Source organism: Rhodovulum sp. PH10 (genome assembly GCF_000293785.1).
Classification (GTDB): Bacteria; Pseudomonadota; Alphaproteobacteria; order Rhizobiales; family Xanthobacteraceae; genus Rhodoplanes.
The window spans coordinates 1-15,885 of record NZ_AKZI01000119.1 but is presented as its reverse complement, the minus strand read 5'-3'; the positions used below and the strand labels follow the sequence as shown (position 1 = coordinate 15,885).

Sequence of the window (15,885 nt, the reverse complement as noted above, 5' to 3'; positions counted from 1 at the left end):
AAGCGGCTCCGGCGCAGCCCCGTCGGAGTTCCCAAACGGGCTCTGAGGGGACCCGTCCCGAGGGGACTCGTCCCCCCAACTGGTCCGGGAATCCGGAACGCGTCGGTCTCTCCGGCTCACCGCACGATCGGCTCGAAAAATGCGGTGGACCACCGACACCGGGCTTGAAATACCGTTTCCATCGAATGCGAGCCTTCTCGCAAAGTCGGCATTAATCGAGTCGTTCCTAGGCTGGTGTCATGGGCAAGGTCGAACATCGTCATCGGGGAATCGGCGCGATCGCCGCCTATGGCGCGGCCATCGTCGCGGTGACGCTGGTGCTGCAGGAGATGGGCGCCGGCCCGTTCGGCTACACGCCGCTCACCACCCGGTTGCTCGGCCCGAGCGGCCCCTCGCCGGAGGAGCTGGTCCGCCACGGCAAGCTGCTCCTCAAGGTCGACGAGAACGGCAACTGCCGCGAGTACGGCTTCGACAACAAGACCCAGCGCCTCACCGACAAGGGCGTGGTGGTGTGCGATCCCGAGCGCGCCGCCCGCATCGAGGAGGCAACCGCCTCGAAATCCAAGCTCGACAGCTTTCGCGAGGCGTTCGGCAAGCGCTGACCACCGCGCCCCGGCCTGCACCGGCCGGACCGATCAGCACGCCGCCCGGTCGGACAGCGTGGTGAGCAGCGCCACCACGCCGTTGACGACGCTGTCGCCGCTCAACGGCTGCTCGATCACCGCGACGCCCGCCTCCTTTGCCCGCCGCCGCAGCCGCGGGCTGGCATCCGCCGTGATCATGATCGCCGGCAGGCCGCGGCGACGGTCGCGCAGCCGCTCGACCAGCTCGAGCCCCGACATGTCCGGCAGCCAGGCGTCGGTCACCACGCAGGCGCCGTCCGGCAGGTCGGCGGCGGCCAGGAGGTCGCGCCCGCGGGCGAAGGTGCGCACCGAGAAGCCCTCCACCGCCAGGGCGAAGCCGAGCGCGTTGCGCAGCCCGGAATCGTTGTTCACGACGACGACGGTGGGCAGCAGTGCCTCGTTGTGATCGTCTCGCGTCATGATGATCCGCCACGACCGGGAACCCGCTGGAGCGGTGTCGTCTGCCGATCGAATGTCGGCCGCAGCCGACGCCGTCGAGCAAAGCGCAGAGCGGCCGCGGCGCCTTGACGCGGCTCAAAAATTTCTCGCCGAGGGAGTGTCGAAAGGCGGACCGACGGGAGGCCGACGGACAGGAGGCGGAGGGACGCGGCCGGCGGTCAGGCCGGCTCGTCGATCCAGCCCTTCAGCTCGCGCAGCACCACCGCGCGGATCACCGCCATGCCCTCCTCGCTGTCGTTGAGGCAGGGGATCGCCGAAAACCTCTCGCCGCCGTTGTGGAGAAAGATCTCGGCGTTCTCGCCGGAGATCTCCTCGAGCGTCTCCAGGCAGTCGGCGGTGAAGCCGGGCGTCACCACCGCGAGGTTCTTCACCCCGCTCTCGGCGAGCCCCTTGACGGTGGCGTCGGTGTAGGGCGTCAGCCACTCGGCGCGGCCGAAGCGCGACTGGAAGGTCATCCGGAAGCGCTCGGGCCCCATCCCGAGCCGCGCCGCCAAGAGGCGGAAGGTCTTCGCGCAGTGGCAGTAATAGGGGTCGCCCTTGACGAAATATTCCTTGGGGATGCCGTGGAACGAGGCCAGCAGCACCTCCGGCTCGAAGTCGAGCTTGTCCAGCTCCGCCTCGATCGAGCGGGCGAGCGCCTCGATATAGACCGGATGGTCGTGCCAGGGCGGCGCCACCCGAAGAGTCGGCTGCCAGCGCATCCGCATCAGCGAGAGGAACGCGGCGTCGCACACGGTGGCCGTGGTGGCGGCGGCGTATTGCGGATAGAGCGGCACCAGAAGGATGCGCTCGCAGCCTCTCGCCTGCAGCGCCTTGAGGCGGGAATCCATCGACGGATTGCCGTAGCGCATCGCCCAGTCGACCACCAGGCGCTCGTCGACCTCGGCGAGCGCCGCCGCGAGCTGGTCGCTCTGCGAGCGGGTGATGGTCTTGAGCGGCGACTCGTTCTTCTCCCAGTTCCAGATCTTTTCGTAGTCCTTGCCCTTCTGGGCCGGACGGGTGCGCAGAATGATGCCGTTGAGGACGAGCTTCCAGATCAGCCCGTTGACCTCGATCACCCGCCGGTCGGACAGGAATTCCTTGAGATATTTCCGCACCGAGCCGGCATCGACGCCGTCCGGGGTGCCGAGATTGACGATCAGCACGCCGATCCGCCCGCTCTCGACCGGCGGGTGATCGGCCGGGCGATGCGACGGCACGGGCTTGGGCGACGAGCCGGAGGAAGCCGCGGGTGCCGGCGGTGCCGTGCGGACCGCGACATCGGCCGGATCGAAGGCGACGGCCTCCTCGGAGGAGGCGGGGGGTACAACGCTTTCGTTCATCGTGGCTCGGATCTGTGACCGGCGACAGCGATAGCAGGCCCGGCCGGGCGCATCCAGACCCCCGAGGTCGACGATCGGCCGGTTCCGGCGGCGAACGGTGCGGAAACGCACCGGCGCAGGCACGCGCGGAAACGTGCGTCCCGGCGCCGCAGGGGCCGTGTGCTATGCTCGCCGCGGAGCGAATTCGACATTCGAGTTCCACCTGCGAGCCCCACACGGCCGCAGCCGGACGCGCCCGAGGCAGCCGATGTCGCACCCCGATCTCCGCCGCATGATGGCGGACGAGTTCTTCGTCTGGCAGGCGACACAGGAGCGGCTGCACGAGCTGGTCGACGGTGTGCCGGTGCTGCCGGCCAAGATGATGACCGGCGCCTCGCGGGCGCACGACCGGGTGGTCGTCAACGTGATCCGCGAGCTCGCGACAAAACTCCGGGGCGGGCCGTGCCGGCCGACCACCGACGACCTCGCGGTGCGCATCCCCTCCGGCAATGTGCGGCGGCCGGATGTCACGGTCGACTGCGGCGAGGGCAGCGCGCGCGACATGGCGGTCGCCGACCCGCGGGTCGTGGTGGAGGTGCTGTCGCCGAGCACCATGACGTTCGACCGCGTTCGCAAGCTCGCCGAATACCGCACCGTCCCGTCGATCGCCCATATTCTGCTGATCGACACCGAGGCGCCGCGCGTCGACCTGTGGAGCCGCGAGGCGGACGGCTCGCCGGACGGCTTTTGGCGGCGGAGCACGCACGACGGACTGGACGCGACGCTCGCCCTGCCGGCGATCGGCGTGCGGCTCGCGCTCGCCGATCTGTTCGAGGGCTCGTCCTTCGCTCCGCCGGCGGAGGGCGGATGATATGACGCGCCGCTTCCCTACTCCGCCGCCTGCAGCAGGGTGGCCGCCGGTCCGGCGCGATATTCCGCCAGAAGCGTCGCCTCCTCGGCCTTGGCGGCGGCGACCGCCCGCATCTTCACGTGGCCGAACCCGCGGATCTTTTCCGGCACCGCAGCCAGGGCGACCGCGAGCGCATGGTTGTCCGGCGTGAGGCCCGTCAGCACCTCGTCGAGCATCGCCTCGTAATCGGCGATCAGCGCCCGCTCGGTGCGCCGCTCCTCGGTGTGGCCGAACGGGTCGAGCGGCGTGCTGCGCAGGATTTTCAGGCGTGAGAGCGCGCGAAACACCGGAAAAATCCACGGGCCGAAGGTCATCTTTCGCAGATGGCCGTGGCGGTCGCGCCGGGCGATCAGCGGCGGCGCGAGATGCACGGTGAGACGCAGCTTCTCGCCGTCGACGTCGCTCGCGAGCTGGCGGAGGAACGAGCCGTCCGACCACAGCCGCGCCACCTCGTACTCGTCCTTGTAGGCCATCAGCTTGAACAGCGATCTCGCCACCGCGAGCGTGAGGCCGGTCTGCTCCGGCGTCCTCTCCCGCTCGGCCGCAGCGACCCGCGCGACCAACGCGCGGTAGCGCGAAGCATAGCGGGCACTCTGATAGGCCGTGAGGAAGGCGACCCGCCGCTCCACCGTCTCCTCGAGCGTTTTCGACGGCCGGCGCGGCGAGTTTTCGTCCGGCTCCGCGGGCGCGACCAAAACCTCGACGGAGGCGAGGTCGTGGGCGGCGCGGCGTCCCCAGCGAAAGGCCGAAAGGTTCATCGCCACCGCCTCGCCGTTGAGCGCGATCGCGCTCTCGATCGCCTCCGCCGACAGCGGCACCCCGCCGATCTGGTACGCGTAACCGAGCAGGAAGAGATTGGCGGCGATCGACTGCCCTGTCAGCGCGGTGGCGAGCTTCGTCGCATCGAGAAAGTGGGGGGATTTGTCCCCGGACTCGTCCCTCGACCGGTCCCCGGCCCCGTCCCGGGACGAGTCCCTGGCGGCGGTGGTGATGGCCGCTTTCAAGCGCTCGGTCGGCAACCGGTAGTCCGGGTTTTTCGTGAACGCTCCGGGCAAGACCTCGGCGGTGTTCACCACCACCTTGGTGGCACCCGGCCGGACGGTGGCGAGCGCCGCATGCCCCGCCGCGATCACCAGATCGCCCCCGAGAAAAAGGTCGGCGCCGTGCGCCGGCAGGCGGATCGCCTGGATGTCCTCGGGGCGCGCGGCGATACGGATGTGGCTGTGCACGCTGCCGCCCTTCTGGGCGAGGCCGGCCATGTCGATCACGCCGGCCGCCTTGCCCTCGAGATGCGCCGCCATGCCGAGAATCGCGCCGACCGTGACGATGCCGGTGCCGCCGATGCCGGTGACCAGAATGCCGTAGGTTTTTTCCACCTTCGGCAGTGTCGGGGTGGGGAGGCCGTCCGTCGCCCCCGCGAAATCACCCCTCACCCCGCCCCTCTCCCCGCTCGCGGGGAGAGGGAGAGCGGGCGCCGTGCCGGCCGGCTCCGACCGGGCCAGCGAGAGCGGGTCGATGCTGACGGCCTTCGCCTTTTTCGGCCGGGCCCCGGAGACGCTGGCGAACGACGGGCAGAAACCCTGCACGCAGGAAAAGTCCTTGTTGCAGGTGGTCTGGTCGATCATCCGCTTGCGGCCGAACTCGGTCTCGCGCGGCTGGATCGACACGCAGTTCGACTGCACGCCGCAATCGCCGCACCCCTCGCAGACGAGCTCGTTGATCACCACGCGCCGGTCGGGATCGGGGAACAGCCCGCGCTTGCGGCGGCGGCGCTTCTCGGCCGCACAGGTCTGGTCGTAGATCAGCACGCTGGTGCCGGGCAGACCCGAGAGATCGCGCTGCACGTCGTCGAGCGTCTCGCGGTGATGCACCGTGGTGCCGGGCGGCCACGTGGTCGTCTTCGGATACTTGTCCGGCTCGTCGCTGACGACGGCGATGCGGGTGACGCCTTCGGCGGCCACTTGCGTGGCGATCTGCGGCACCGTCAGGCCGGTGTCGCTCCTCTGGCCGCCGGTCATCGCCACCGCGTCGTTGTAGAGGATCTTGAAGGTGATCGAGACGCCGGACGCGATCGCCGCGCGGATCGCCAGCGAGCCCGAATGCGTGTAGGTGCCGTCGCCGAGATTCTGAAAGATATGGGGGCGCTTGGAGAACGGCGCCTCGCCGACCCAGTTGGCGCCCTCGCCGCCCATCTGGGTGAAGCCGGTGGTGGCGCGGTCCATCCACTGGACCATGTAGTGGCAGCCGATGCCGGCATAGGCGCGGCTGCCCTCCGGCACCTTGGTCGACGTGTTGTGCGGGCAGCCGGAGCAGAAATACGGCACACGGACCGCGAGGTCGGGCGCCGTCGTGCGCGCCGCCGCCGCCCTCACCGCCGCAACGCGGGCAACGAGCTCCTCGTTCGGGGCGACGGCCAGAAGGCGTTCGCCGATGGCGAGCGCGATGGTGTCGACGTCGAGCGCGCCCTTGACCGGAAACAGCCAGCGACCCTGCTCGTCCTTCTTGCCGACCACCATGGGCTGGTTCGCGGTGCCGTACAGCTCCTCGCGCACCTGCACCTCGACCAGCGAGCGCTTCTCCTCGACGACGATCAGGAGATCGAGGCCGCGTCCGGCCTCCAGCATGTCGTCGCGGCCGATCGGATACGGGCAGCCGATCTTCACCAGCCTCACGCCGAGGTCGTTGCAGCGCACCTCGTCGAGGCCGAGCCGGTCGAGCGCGAGGCGGACGTCGAGATAGCTCTTGCCCACCGTCACCACGCCGATTTTCGGCGCGCGACCGCCCGAGATCACGGTTCGGTTGAGCTTGTTCGCGCGCGAAAATGCGAGCATCGCGTCGCGCTTGAAGTCCTGCAGCCGCGCCTCCTGGCCGAGCACGGTGTCGCCGAGCCGGATGCTCAGGCCGCCGGGCGGCATGCGAAACGCGTCCTCGCCGGGACTCACGATGCGCACGCGGTCGAGGTCGCCGTCGACCACGGCGGTCGACTCCACCGTCTCGTGCACGCACTTCAGTCCGACCCAGGCGCCGGTGAAGCGCGACATCGCGATGCCGAGCAGGCCGTAATCGAGAATTTCCTGGACGCCGGCCGGATTGAGCACCGGGATCACGGCATTGACGAAGTTGAACTCCGACTGATGCGCGGTGGTGGAGCTTTCGGCGGTGTGGTCGTCGCCCATCAAGGCGAGCACGCCGCCGTGCCGGGAGGTGCCGGCGCAGTTGGCGTGGCGAAACACGTCGCCCGAGCGGTCGACGCCCGGCCCCTTGCCGTACCAGAGACCAAAGACGCCGTCGAAGCGCCCTTCTCCGCGCAGCTCGGCCTGCTGCGAGCCCCACACGGCGGTGGCGGCCAAGTCCTCGTTGAGGCCGGGCTGGAAGAGAATGTCGTTCGCCTTCAGGAGCGGGTCGACCCGCAAAAACTGCTGGTCGAGCCCGCCGAGCGGCGAGCCGCGATAGCCGGTCACGTAGCCGGCGGTGCGCAGCCCGGCCCGGCGATCGCGCGCCTTCTGCATCAGGCACATCCGGATGATGGCCTGATAGCCGGTGACCAGCACCGGGGATTTGGTCAGATCGTACTTGTCGTCGAGGGTGACGGGCCGTAGCGCCATTCTGCGGTCCCCGCGGGGGACGGACACTCGCCGGGCATCGGCGAGGCCGCCTCACACCGATAACGCGCAGGCTGGCCGGTCGGCGCGCCGCGGTCAATTTCGTTTACGGGTACGGGATGGCCCGCGGCATTTCACCAAAGCCGCGCGCCGCGCAATTTGGCGCACTGCACACGGCCACGCCGCACTGCGAGCGTCACGCCGCGTTGCGGCTGCGGGTCGGACGGATCAGCACCTCGGCCGAGATACCGAGTCCCTCGTGCAGCCGCCGGATCATGTCGATCGAGAGATTGCGCTTGCGGTTCAATATTTCCGCCACGCGGGTCCGACTGCCGATGAAGGGCTCGAGGTCCTTGCGGGTCAAACCCTGCTGCTCCATGCGAAAGAGAATCGCCTCGACCGGATCGGGCGGATCGATCGGGACGTGCTCGGTCTCGTAGGCGTCGACCAGGGTCGCGAGCACGTCGAGCCGGTCGCCCTCCGGCGTGCCGGAGCGAGCCCCCCACAGCCGCTCGACCTCGGCGAGCGCCGCCTCGTGATCCCGCTCGCTGCGGATCGGCCGTATTGTACGGTCAGCCTTCATGCTCGACCGTCCCGACATCGACGGCATCGTAATCTCGGTGCGTGCCGATCCATTTGATCCAGACGATACTCTTCTCGAAGTCCACCGCCACGACGAGCCGATAGCTGTTGCCCTTGAAGTTGAAGACGATGCGGTCGGCTCCGATGATGCTCGCGGTCGCGTATCGGCGCTTCACGTCGGCCGTGTTTCGCCACTGTGCCCGGCGCACCTCGTCGAACCACGCATCGACCGCGGCCTTCAGGGCGGGCTGGTCCTTGTGGCCGGCATGCCGCTCGACGAACGCGCGCAGGGTGCGTCGCGCGATGATCCGCATGAAACGAGCCTACCATGCACCCAAAATGGGCGCAACCGTCGAAGGCCAGTGCAACCCTACTCCGTCAGGTCGCGCACGCGGCGGCGCAAACGCTCGTTCTCGGTCTTCAGCCGGAGGAGGCGCTCGCCCGGAAACTGCGGACGCTCGCTCTTGCGCTCGCACTCGCCGAGGATTTCGACGCCCGCCGCGTCGTGGCTGCGCCAGCGGGTGCGGACCCGGAAGGCGAGCTGCCGCTGCGGGATCGCGAGATCGAACGTGTCGGGGATGCAGTCGCCGCGCACGAACACCAGCGCGCCGTGGTCCGAGCGGTCGCGCACGATGCACTCGGCCGTCATCGCGGCCTTGGAGTAGGTCATCCGCGCACCGAGATAGGACGGGGAACGCGGCTCCTTGCGACGCTCGAGCATCGGTGCCTCCTGATCGAGTGCCGATCATCCGGCCACGCGCCGCCGGCCGCAAGGACAGCGTGAATTGATCGTTAATGCCGGCCCTCGGCCCGAGCGACCGGCCCGAGCCACCGGCGCGGCATACCATGCTTTCGCACCGCGTTCGTGCTATGCGCCAATAATGCCAATAATGCGGCTAGTCGTAGGCCTTCCTTTACCATCCGCGGGCATGCTGATCGGCGCATTCCCTGCTCGAGGTCTTTGCCCGTGCCGATCCACCCCGCCCCGACCGACGTCGAGGTTTTTTTCGATCCCGACGACATCATCGTCTCCAAGACCGATCTGAAAGGCCGCATCACTTACGCCAACAAGGTGTTCTGTGACATCTGCGGCTACAGCGAAGCCGAGCTGATGGGCCAGCCCCACAGCATCATCCGCCATCCCGACATGCCGCGCGCGGTGTTCAAGCTCCTGTGGGACACCATCCAGGAGAAGCGCGAGATCTTCGCCTATGTGAAGAACCTCGCCCGCGACGGCAGCTTCTACTGGGTGTTCGCCCACGTCACGCCATCGCTGAACGCCGATCGCGAGATCGTCGCCTATCATTCCAACCGACGCGTCCCGGAGCGCCGGGCGATCGAGGCGGTCGCGCCCGTCTATGCCGACGTGCTCCGCGAGGAGCAGCGGCATCAGAACGGCAAGGCCGCGCTCGACGCGGGGTATCGGCGCCTGATGGATTTCGTCAACTCGAAGAATCTCCCCTATGACGAGCTCGTGTTCGCTCTTTAGGACGGTCGCCGGCTTCGCCGTCGCCGTGCTCGCTCTTCTCGTCGGCCTCGCCGCCGATGTCGCCGCCGCGCCCACGGTGGCGACCGCGAGCGCGGCCGTCGCCGTGGCGGCGCTCGCCTTCGCCGGCTGGCAGCTCGCGCGCGTGGCGGCGGTGGTGCGCAAGGTGACGGCGGTCGCCGCCCGCATCGCCGACGGCGACTTCGAGGCGCGCGTGCTGGGCATCCGCGACGGCGGCCTGCTCGGCCGGCTGCAGCACGCCTTCAACGACTCGATCGACCGCTGCGACGCCTATATCCGCGAGTCGACCGCGGTGATGGACGCGATCCGCGACGACAAGTACCACCGGCGCATCCTGCCGGCCGGGCTGCGCGGCTCGATGAAGGTGGCGAGCGTCAGCATCAACGAGGCGATGGAGGTGATCCGCCGCCGGGTCGCCGCCTTCAACGCCAACACCGCCCAGTTCGAGACGGCGATCGGCGCCATCATCGACGCGGTGTCGGGCGCCGCCGGCAACATGGGCTCGACCGCCGGCGTGCTCGGCGAGGGCGCGTCGCAGACGCGCTCGCGGGCGAAGATCGTCGCCGACTCCTCCGAGCAGGCGAGCGCCAACATGGAGTCGGTCGCCGCCGCCACCACCGAGCTCGCCGCCTCGGCGCGCGAGATCGGCCAGGACGTCAACCGCTCGGCCGGCGTCGCCCGCGACGCCGTCTCCAAGGTGGAGGCAGCGCGAAAAACCATCGCCAGCCTGTCGAGCGCCACCGAGCGGATCGACGAGATCGTCGAGCTGATCAATGCGATCGCCGCGCAGACCAACCTGCTCGCGCTCAACGCCACCATCGAGGCGGCGCGCGCCGGCGAGGCCGGCAAGGGTTTTTCGGTGGTCGCCCAGGAGGTGAAGAACCTCGCCGGGCAGACCGCACGGGCCACCCGGGACATCTCCCAGAGCATCGTCGAGGTGCAGACCACCACCAAGGCGGCGGTCGAGGCGGTGACGGTGATCGGCACCAGCATCGCCGAGGTCGACGCCATCACCGCACACGTCGCCAATGCGATCGACGCCCAGTCGCAGGCGACCGAGCAGATCGCCCGCAACATCGAGCAGGCCTTTGCCGGGGTGCGCGACATCACCACCAACATCCACGGCGTCACCGAGCACGCGAGCGAATCCGAGCGTCAGGCCGGCACCACCATGGCGGCCTCCGGCAGCCTCGCCGATCAGGCGCAGCGGCTCGGCAACTCCGTGAAGGACTTTCTCCACACGCTGCGCCGCGGCCCGCACGACGGCGCCGCCGGCAAGGCCGCCTGAGCGCAGAAGCGGGCGAGCGAGAGACCTTTCGGCGGATCGGCACGGCGTCGGGCGGCACCACCGAAACGGGTCGCCACCGGACATGCGAGCCACCGAACATGCAAAGAGCGCCGCGGGTGTCCGCGGCGCTCTTTTTTTTCTTCGGCTCGTTGCTTGGTTCTCGCCGACGCTGCGCGACATCGGGGCGCAGGCGGGGGCGAGCGAGCTCGTCAGTGCAGGCCGCCGAACATCCAGATCAGGACCAGCACCGGAATCGGAATACCAAGAAACCACAGCAGAAAGTAACGACCCATCGGAACGCCTCCTGGTGACGAAAATGTCGGGCGGAAAACGCACCGACTGGCGCGCCGGTTCCGCCGTCGTCGTCCCGCGCCCGCGGCGCCATGGGGCCACCGCCGGTCACGCCGTTGCCGATCTCGCCGGACGGCGCACACGACCGCGCCGCACGCTTGCGCACCCCTCCGCCGGGAACCGCGATCGAACTTTTCCGGTGTCAGCGAGTTACCGGGCTGACGGTCCAGCCCATCTGCGACCCTTCATCCCACTGGAGCACCAACAATGGCATCCGTGAACGGCCCCGCCTCGACGGTCGACGACCTCAAGAAGGATCTCAACAGCTTGCGTGAGGACGTGGCGCGCCTCGCCGGCCAGCTCTCGTCGGCGCTGACCGATTCCGGCGACGAGGCCTTCACCGGCGTGAAGGACCGCTTCCGTCGCATGCGCGACAACGTCGGCGACACCATGCAGGATTACGGCGAGCGCGGCCGCGACGCGGTGTCGGAGTTCGCCGACACGATCGGCTCCACGGTGGAGGAGAACGTGCGGTCCCGGCCGTTGTCCACCGTCGCGCTGGCGCTCGGCCTCGGCTTCCTGTTCGGCGCGCTGTGGCGCCGCTGATTTAGAAAGCGGGTCGGCATCGTGTTCGAGAGCTTGTTTCATCGCTGGCAGACGCGCCTGGACGCGATCGTGAACAACGCGATCTGGTCGACGGTCGCCGGCATCGCGGTGCTGATCGCCATCGTGTTCGGCGGCGCTGCCCTGTTCGTGTGGCTGGAAGGCCGGTACGGGCCGATCGTCACCTGTCTCGGCTTCGGCGGCTTCTTCCTGCTGGTCGCGGTGATCGCCGTGATCGTCCGCGCCGTGCTGGCGCGCCGTGCCGAGCGGCGCGAGGTGGAGATCGCCCACGCCGCCGCGCAGAAGACGCCGCCGTTCGGGCTCGATCCGCGGCTGTTGTCGAGTGGCATCGCCATCGGCCGCACGATCGGCGGCCGGCGCGGCCTCGCGATCGGCCTCGCCGGAGCCTTTCTGGTCGGCATGGTGTTGAGCCGCACCGTCACCAGCGTGTCGAACGACTGACGATGCGGCGGACGGCGCCGGCCGAGCGGCCGGCGCGCGGATATGGTTTCGACGGCGGTGCGGCGGATTCGTCGTGCCGCCGTCGTTTTGTTGTCCGGCGTCGCGGGCGTGTGCGGCGCGTTTGCCCACGGCGTGGCGACCCGCGGTCGCCGATGCCGGTCGTGATCACGAACGAGACTCACGAAGGACGATCGAGAGCGACGATCAGGAGCGGGGTTCACCGGCCTTCTTCTCTCCGGTCGCCTCGGCGACAAAGCCTGGAACATTCCTTTTTCCCCCGTATTGACGTCACGAAATTCACATGATCCGCGGAGGCCAGATCCATGCTCTCGACCATTCTGATCGTCATCCTGATTCTCGCGCTGATCGGCGCGCTGCCGACCTGGGGCTATTCGAGCGGCTGGGGTTACGGCCCCGGCGGCGTGATCGGCACCGTGCTCGTCATCGTGCTGGTGCTGGCTCTGATCGGGCGCATCTGACGATCCGTGCCATCCGTGCCGCGCACGATGCACGGCACGGATTTGCCGGCGACCGATCTTCGGCCGCCGGCTTTTTTGTGCGTCGTGACGCGCCCGCCGCACGCTCGTCCCACCGCGACGGAGCGTGCGAAAAAAGCGTGGTTTCGGTTTCGTTGCCGAAAGACTCGCATTTTCGCCGCTCGATCCCCACATGAAGGCCGTCGTCTCGTCCGCAGGAGCCCGTGTGACGCCGATCGCACGGTTCCTGACATCATCCATCGGGCCGCTTCGTGCCTGCCCCCCGTACGGCGCTCGCCGCTCCGGCGCGCCGCGTCTCGATTCAGAGGAGTTTCTCGACATGGCGAAGTTTCGTGAAGGCGATCACGTGCGGCTCGTCGGCGGATTCCGCTATCGCGCGGCGGCCGACGGCGCCTACGAGATCGTCCGCAAGCTTCCGGTGGCCGACGGCGCGGTGCAGTACCGCATCAAGAGCGGGCAGGAACAGTACGAGCGCGTGGTGAGCGAGAGCGAGATCGAGCGGGCCGCCCCGGCGGCATGACGACCGTCCGCGCGCGGCGGCGCCGTGGCGCCGTCAGCGCTTGCGGATGTGAAAGACGAGATCGTCGGCGGCGCGCTCGGAGATTTCCAGCGTGTCGCCGCTCTCACGGACCGTGTTCGGCACGTCGATCGCCGCCATCGGATCGGTGCAGACGACGATCAGCCGGTCGCCCGTCGCGAGCGTCGCCAGCGCCTTGCGCGTCTTCAGCGCCGGCAGCGGGCATTTGAGCCCGCGCAGATCGAGCCGCTTCTCCATCACACCGTCCTCGCGTTCCGCGCCGGGCCCGCTGGTCCGCCGGGCCCCGTCGATCTCCGCGGCCAGTCGGTTCGCGGTGGCGAGATCGTCCGGCGTGTTGACGTTGAAGAACGGGTCGACCGGGTCGACCGGCCACTCGGCGGTCGCGACACCGAATCGCGCCATCACCGCCTCGACCTTGCGCTCCCCCTCCACGACCAGCGCCCGCCGCAGCGGTGCGCGCAGCCGCACCGGCCACAGCGCGACCACCGGGTGCCTGCGACCGCCCGACGCAGCGCAGGCGATCGGCGCGCTCGCGGCCGCCGCGAGCTTCTCCACGAGATCGGCGGGCAGGAACGGGCAGTCGGCCGGGGCGGTGACGATCCGGTCGAGATCCGGCCGGTGCACAGCCGCCCAGTCGAGCCCGGCCAGCACGCCGGCGAGCGGCCCCGGCCGGTCCGGCACGCCGTCGGGCACCACCGGCAGGGCGTAGGCCGCGAATCGCTCCGGATCGTCGTTGGCGTTGAGGACGACCGCCGCGCAGGCGGGGGCGAGCGCTTCCACCACGCGGGCGAGAATCGCCCGACCGCCGACCCGGACGAAACCCTTGTCGCCGCCGCCGAGCCGACGCGCCCTGCCCCCGGCCAGCACCAGGCCGAGAGGAGGATTGTTTTCGGGCAGGTCCGACATGCGCCCGCGGATATCCCGCCGGACGACGTTCCGCAAGCGCCGGGCACCAGACGACGCCACGAAGCGGCGCCCGCGGGTCGGCTTCGCGGGTCCGGCTTCGCGGCTCCCGCGACCGCCAGCGGCGACCGCGCACCGCCTCGCCTGTCCCCACGACCGCCCCGACGGCCGCACCGCCGCGATGGACCGCCCCGACCGCGCGGGCCCCGACGTCCCCGTCTCCGCGGCCGCCACCGTCGCGACTGTCCCCATGACTGTTGCGACTGCCGCAACTGCCCGCCCCTGCCGCGATGGCCCCACGTCCCCGTCTCCGCGACCGCAACCGTTGCAACGGTCCCCCATGACGACCCTGCCGGCCGCCCGTCCCCCGCCGTGCCCCGGTCCGGCCGAGGCGATAGCAGCCGCCGTACGGCCGCCCGGACCGTCCCCGCGCTGCCCGGATCGCCGCCGCGCTGCCCGGATCGCCGAGACGCACCGCCCCGCGAATGCAGATGCATATCGCGAGTTGCCTCGCCTCCCGACACCACTCCGTTTTGACGCGCGAAAACGGCACCGTCGTCCCCGGCCGCGCCCCTCTCGACATCGCGCCGGCACCGACCCTTTTGCACCGCAGCGGCATCGATGCGCCGCGGCGCCACCGACCCTCTTGCAATGTCGCTCCGGCCTCCGTATCAGGGGCGGTCCGGAGGGGTGGCCGAGTGGTTGAAGGCGCACGCCTGGAACGCGTGTATACGGGAAACCGTATCGTGGGTTCGAATCCCACTCCCTCCGCCAGCCAGATTCCTTCGTCCGAAAATCCCTTAAATCAACGTTTTACCGCGCCGCACAACGCGTCGTACCCCAACGCTGCCCCCAACGCTCCGCCCCCGACTGCTGTGGGTCGCCGCCGCCTCGATCGAGGCGATCACCAGCCAGCTCGGCGTTGCGTCGTCGTTTGTGCGGGACATGTGCCGGATGCTGGAGCTGGCAGTCCGTAAACTCGCCACCTCGCGTCCAGGGCGTCGACCAAGGTCGCGATCATGTGAACAAAGTGAGAACTTTTCCCTGGTCGTCAGTCCGAAAGGGCGCTACGGTGCTCTCGTCCGGCCCCGACCAGCCGCCCGCGGCCCCCGCTCGTTCGGCAACGGTCTCGGCCGAAGCTTCGTGTCGGTGAAGTCGGCCATGATCTACTACGTGGCGTTGCCCTTCGTGCGGCTCGACGAGGGCCTCGTTCCAGGCGAGGCGGTCGAGTGCCCCCATGCCGGCGCGGCGATCCGGCGGGCGGCTGCGCTGGCGTCCGCGTCCACGAACGCGGGAGCTGTCGCCTTCTCCCGGTGCGGTGACCCCGACACCGGCGACTTCGACGAGGCGGTCGTCCTGCAGACTTTTGGCGAGGTCCCGGACGACATCGGGGCGCAGCCCGACGTCGGGTTTCCGCCGCCCTGACCGAGGGGCGCAAGGTCACCCACAAGGTCCGCGTGGTGCCCGTCGAGGGGCGCCCCTGGTTCGTGGCGGTCGACGCCTGCCGGGTGTAGGAGATGGACACCAGCAAGGGGGTCATGCCGGAACCGGCTGATTGATTCCGAGGCGGGATTCCCGGCGCGGATCGAAGCAGTTGGCTTTGGGTGCCATGATTCGGAGAAGACCGGTCATGGCTTCGATGGCGCAGCATCTCTCGGTCGACGAACTGGAGGATCGCTTCCGGTCGGCGAAGGACGTGGTGGAACGCAGCCATTGCCAGGCGATCCGGCTTCTGGCGAAGGGACACACGACGTCGCAAGTGGCGGAGATCGTCGCACTGACTCCGCGGTGGGTCCGGAAGCTGTCGGAGCGATACGAACGGGAGGGGGTCGCCTCGTCGGGCGATCGTCGTCGGCGCAATGCCGGCGCGAGACCGTTGTTGTCGGCGGAAGATCTCGATGCCTCGCGTGAGCGGCTGCGCCGTCCGCCCGACGATGGCGGGCTGTGGACCGGCCGAAGGTGGCGCGCTGGATGGCGGCCGGGCTCGGGCTCGCGCATGTTCACGCGCCACGCGACTGGGAAGCGCTGAAAAAGCTCGACTGGTCGCTGCAGCAGCCGCGTCCGAGAAACCCGCGGTCGGCGAGCCCGGACGAGGCTGCGGCTTTTAAAAAAGCTCGCCGACACGCTCGCCGAAGAAGCCGGCCGACATCCGGACAAGCCGGTCGAGGTCTGGGCGCGGACGAGCACCGGCTCGGCCTGAAGCCGGTCCGCCGCCGCGTTTGGGCGCCGGTCGGCGAGCGGCCGATTGCGCTCGGCCACCACCGCTATCAATGGCTCTACGTCACCGCCTTCGTGCAGCCGACCAGCGGCGAGAGCGTC

At 69.4% G+C, this 15,885-nt stretch carries 17 protein-coding genes and 1 tRNA gene; 11 read left to right on the top strand and 7 right to left on the bottom strand.

The window, feature by feature from the left end; translation table 11 throughout:
• The first annotated feature begins 239 nt into the window (after window positions 1-239).
• Window positions 240-602, top strand: a complete 363-nt coding sequence (locus A33M_RS17730) for a hypothetical protein (RefSeq protein WP_008390007.1) — start codon at window positions 240-242, stop codon at window positions 600-602.
• Between the two features lie 33 nt (window positions 603-635).
• Here A33M_RS17730 and A33M_RS17725 read toward each other — a convergent pair whose 3' ends face one another.
• Together A33M_RS17725 and hemH are read right to left on the bottom strand one after the other, a co-directional pair.
• Window positions 636-1,043, bottom strand: coding sequence for a response regulator (locus tag A33M_RS17725; RefSeq protein ID WP_008390004.1), 408 nt, complete (start codon window positions 1,041-1,043; stop codon window positions 636-638).
• A 197-nt stretch (window positions 1,044-1,240) separates the two neighbouring features.
• On the bottom strand, window positions 1,241-2,404 hold the full coding sequence (gene hemH / locus A33M_RS17720; protein WP_008390002.1) for a ferrochelatase: 1,164 nt from the start codon (window positions 2,402-2,404) through the stop codon (window positions 1,241-1,243).
• A gap of 247 nt (window positions 2,405-2,651) precedes the next feature.
• Between hemH and A33M_RS17715 the strand changes: the two genes are divergently transcribed.
• Window positions 2,652-3,254: a Uma2 family endonuclease gene (locus A33M_RS17715; protein WP_008390000.1), complete on the top strand. Its 603-nt coding sequence runs from the start codon at window positions 2,652-2,654 to the stop codon at window positions 3,252-3,254.
• A 17-nt stretch (window positions 3,255-3,271) separates the two neighbouring features.
• On the opposite strand, the gene A33M_RS17710 is transcribed toward A33M_RS17715, so the two are convergent.
• The 4 genes from A33M_RS17710 to A33M_RS17695 all read right to left on the bottom strand — a co-directional run bounded on the left by A33M_RS17710 (window position 3,272) and on the right by A33M_RS17695 (window position 8,198).
• Window positions 3,272-6,898: an indolepyruvate ferredoxin oxidoreductase family protein gene (locus A33M_RS17710; protein ID WP_008389998.1), complete on the bottom strand. Its 3,627-nt coding sequence runs from the start codon at window positions 6,896-6,898 to the stop codon at window positions 3,272-3,274.
• A gap of 193 nt (window positions 6,899-7,091) precedes the next feature.
• Window positions 7,092-7,478 (bottom strand): helix-turn-helix domain-containing protein, encoded by a 387-nt coding sequence (locus A33M_RS17705; RefSeq protein WP_040621445.1) that lies wholly within the window; start codon window positions 7,476-7,478, stop codon window positions 7,092-7,094.
• Window positions 7,468-7,791 carry a type II toxin-antitoxin system HigB family toxin gene (locus A33M_RS17700; protein WP_008389995.1) on the bottom strand — a complete coding sequence of 108 codons (324 nt, stop codon included), beginning with the start codon at window positions 7,789-7,791 and terminating at the stop codon, window positions 7,468-7,470. Before A33M_RS17700 ends, A33M_RS17705 begins: the two co-directional genes overlap by 11 nt.
• A gap of 56 nt (window positions 7,792-7,847) precedes the next feature.
• On the bottom strand, window positions 7,848-8,198 hold the full coding sequence (locus A33M_RS17695) for a hypothetical protein (RefSeq protein ID WP_008389993.1): 351 nt from the start codon (window positions 8,196-8,198) through the stop codon (window positions 7,848-7,850).
• Between the two features lie 246 nt (window positions 8,199-8,444).
• Between A33M_RS17695 and A33M_RS17690 the strand changes: the two genes are divergently transcribed.
• From A33M_RS17690 to A33M_RS25050, 6 genes are all read left to right on the top strand, one after another.
• Window positions 8,445-8,966, top strand: coding sequence for a PAS domain-containing protein (locus A33M_RS17690; protein WP_008389991.1), 522 nt, complete (start codon window positions 8,445-8,447; stop codon window positions 8,964-8,966).
• On the top strand, window positions 8,941-10,272 hold the full coding sequence (locus tag A33M_RS17685) for a methyl-accepting chemotaxis protein (RefSeq protein ID WP_008389990.1): 1,332 nt from the start codon (window positions 8,941-8,943) through the stop codon (window positions 10,270-10,272). Before A33M_RS17690 ends, A33M_RS17685 begins: the two co-directional genes overlap by 26 nt.
• A 558-nt stretch (window positions 10,273-10,830) precedes the next feature.
• Entirely contained in the window at window positions 10,831-11,169 is a 339-nt protein-coding gene (locus A33M_RS17680) for a DUF883 family protein (RefSeq protein ID WP_008389985.1), read from the top strand.
• A 21-nt stretch (window positions 11,170-11,190) separates the two neighbouring features.
• Window positions 11,191-11,628 (top strand): hypothetical protein, encoded by a 438-nt coding sequence (locus tag A33M_RS17675; RefSeq protein WP_008389982.1) that lies wholly within the window; start codon window positions 11,191-11,193, stop codon window positions 11,626-11,628.
• A 323-nt stretch (window positions 11,629-11,951) separates the two neighbouring features.
• Window positions 11,952-12,107 carry a DUF3309 family protein gene (locus A33M_RS23165; RefSeq protein WP_008389981.1) on the top strand — a complete coding sequence of 52 codons (156 nt, stop codon included), beginning with the start codon at window positions 11,952-11,954 and terminating at the stop codon, window positions 12,105-12,107.
• Window positions 12,108-12,297: 190 nt separating this feature from the next.
• On the top strand, window positions 12,298-12,645 hold the full coding sequence (locus A33M_RS25050) for a hypothetical protein (protein WP_237718413.1): 348 nt from the start codon (window positions 12,298-12,300) through the stop codon (window positions 12,643-12,645).
• Between the two features lie 33 nt (window positions 12,646-12,678).
• On the opposite strand, the gene mobA is transcribed toward A33M_RS25050, so the two are convergent.
• Window positions 12,679-13,569 carry a molybdenum cofactor guanylyltransferase MobA gene (gene mobA, locus A33M_RS17660; protein ID WP_008389977.1) on the bottom strand — a complete coding sequence of 297 codons (891 nt, stop codon included), beginning with the start codon at window positions 13,567-13,569 and terminating at the stop codon, window positions 12,679-12,681.
• Between the two features lie 681 nt (window positions 13,570-14,250).
• On the opposite strand from mobA, the gene A33M_RS17655 reads away from it, so the two are divergent.
• The 3 genes from A33M_RS17655 to A33M_RS23160 all read left to right on the top strand — a co-directional run bounded on the left by A33M_RS17655 (window position 14,251) and on the right by A33M_RS23160 (window position 15,595).
• A tRNA-Ser gene (locus A33M_RS17655) sits at window positions 14,251-14,340 on the top strand.
• Between the two features lie 387 nt (window positions 14,341-14,727).
• A complete protein-coding gene (locus A33M_RS17650; protein ID WP_040621446.1) occupies window positions 14,728-14,991 on the top strand; it encodes a hypothetical protein in 264 nt (87 codons plus the stop codon).
• Window positions 14,992-15,196: 205 nt separating this feature from the next.
• On the top strand, window positions 15,197-15,595 hold the full coding sequence (locus A33M_RS23160) for a helix-turn-helix domain-containing protein (RefSeq protein WP_157223539.1): 399 nt from the start codon (window positions 15,197-15,199) through the stop codon (window positions 15,593-15,595).
• Window positions 15,596-15,885: the final 290 nt, after the last annotated feature.

What these genes read in the sequence shown, in the direction of transcription:
- A33M_RS17680 (WP_008389985.1), top strand. Translation starts at nt 10,831, where the DNA reads ATGGCATCCGTGAACGGCCCCGCCTCGACGGTCGACGACCTCAAGAAG.
- A33M_RS17650 (WP_040621446.1), top strand. Translation starts at nt 14,728, where the DNA reads ATGATCTACTACGTGGCGTTGCCCTTCGTGCGGCTCGACGAGGGCCTC.
- A33M_RS23165 (WP_008389981.1), top strand. Translation starts at nt 11,952, where the DNA reads ATGCTCTCGACCATTCTGATCGTCATCCTGATTCTCGCGCTGATCGGC.
- A33M_RS17685 (WP_008389990.1), top strand. Translation starts at nt 8,941, where the DNA reads ATGACGAGCTCGTGTTCGCTCTTTAGGACGGTCGCCGGCTTCGCCGTC.
- A33M_RS17730 (WP_008390007.1), top strand. Translation starts at nt 240, where the DNA reads ATGGGCAAGGTCGAACATCGTCATCGGGGAATCGGCGCGATCGCCGCC.
- A33M_RS23160 (WP_157223539.1), top strand. Translation starts at nt 15,197, where the DNA reads ATGGCTTCGATGGCGCAGCATCTCTCGGTCGACGAACTGGAGGATCGC.
- hemH (WP_008390002.1), bottom strand. Translation starts at nt 2,404, where the DNA reads ATGAACGAAAGCGTTGTACCCCCCGCCTCCTCCGAGGAGGCCGTCGCC.
- A33M_RS17715 (WP_008390000.1), top strand. Translation starts at nt 2,652, where the DNA reads ATGTCGCACCCCGATCTCCGCCGCATGATGGCGGACGAGTTCTTCGTC.
- A33M_RS17725 (WP_008390004.1), bottom strand. Translation starts at nt 1,043, where the DNA reads ATGACGCGAGACGATCACAACGAGGCACTGCTGCCCACCGTCGTCGTC.
- A33M_RS25050 (WP_237718413.1), top strand. Translation starts at nt 12,298, where the DNA reads ATGAAGGCCGTCGTCTCGTCCGCAGGAGCCCGTGTGACGCCGATCGCA.
- A33M_RS17705 (WP_040621445.1), bottom strand. Translation starts at nt 7,478, where the DNA reads ATGAAGGCTGACCGTACAATACGGCCGATCCGCAGCGAGCGGGATCAC.
- mobA (WP_008389977.1), bottom strand. Translation starts at nt 13,569, where the DNA reads ATGTCGGACCTGCCCGAAAACAATCCTCCTCTCGGCCTGGTGCTGGCC.
- A33M_RS17695 (WP_008389993.1), bottom strand. Translation starts at nt 8,198, where the DNA reads ATGCTCGAGCGTCGCAAGGAGCCGCGTTCCCCGTCCTATCTCGGTGCG.
- A33M_RS17700 (WP_008389995.1), bottom strand. Translation starts at nt 7,791, where the DNA reads ATGCGGATCATCGCGCGACGCACCCTGCGCGCGTTCGTCGAGCGGCAT.
- A33M_RS17710 (WP_008389998.1), bottom strand. Translation starts at nt 6,898, where the DNA reads ATGGCGCTACGGCCCGTCACCCTCGACGACAAGTACGATCTGACCAAA.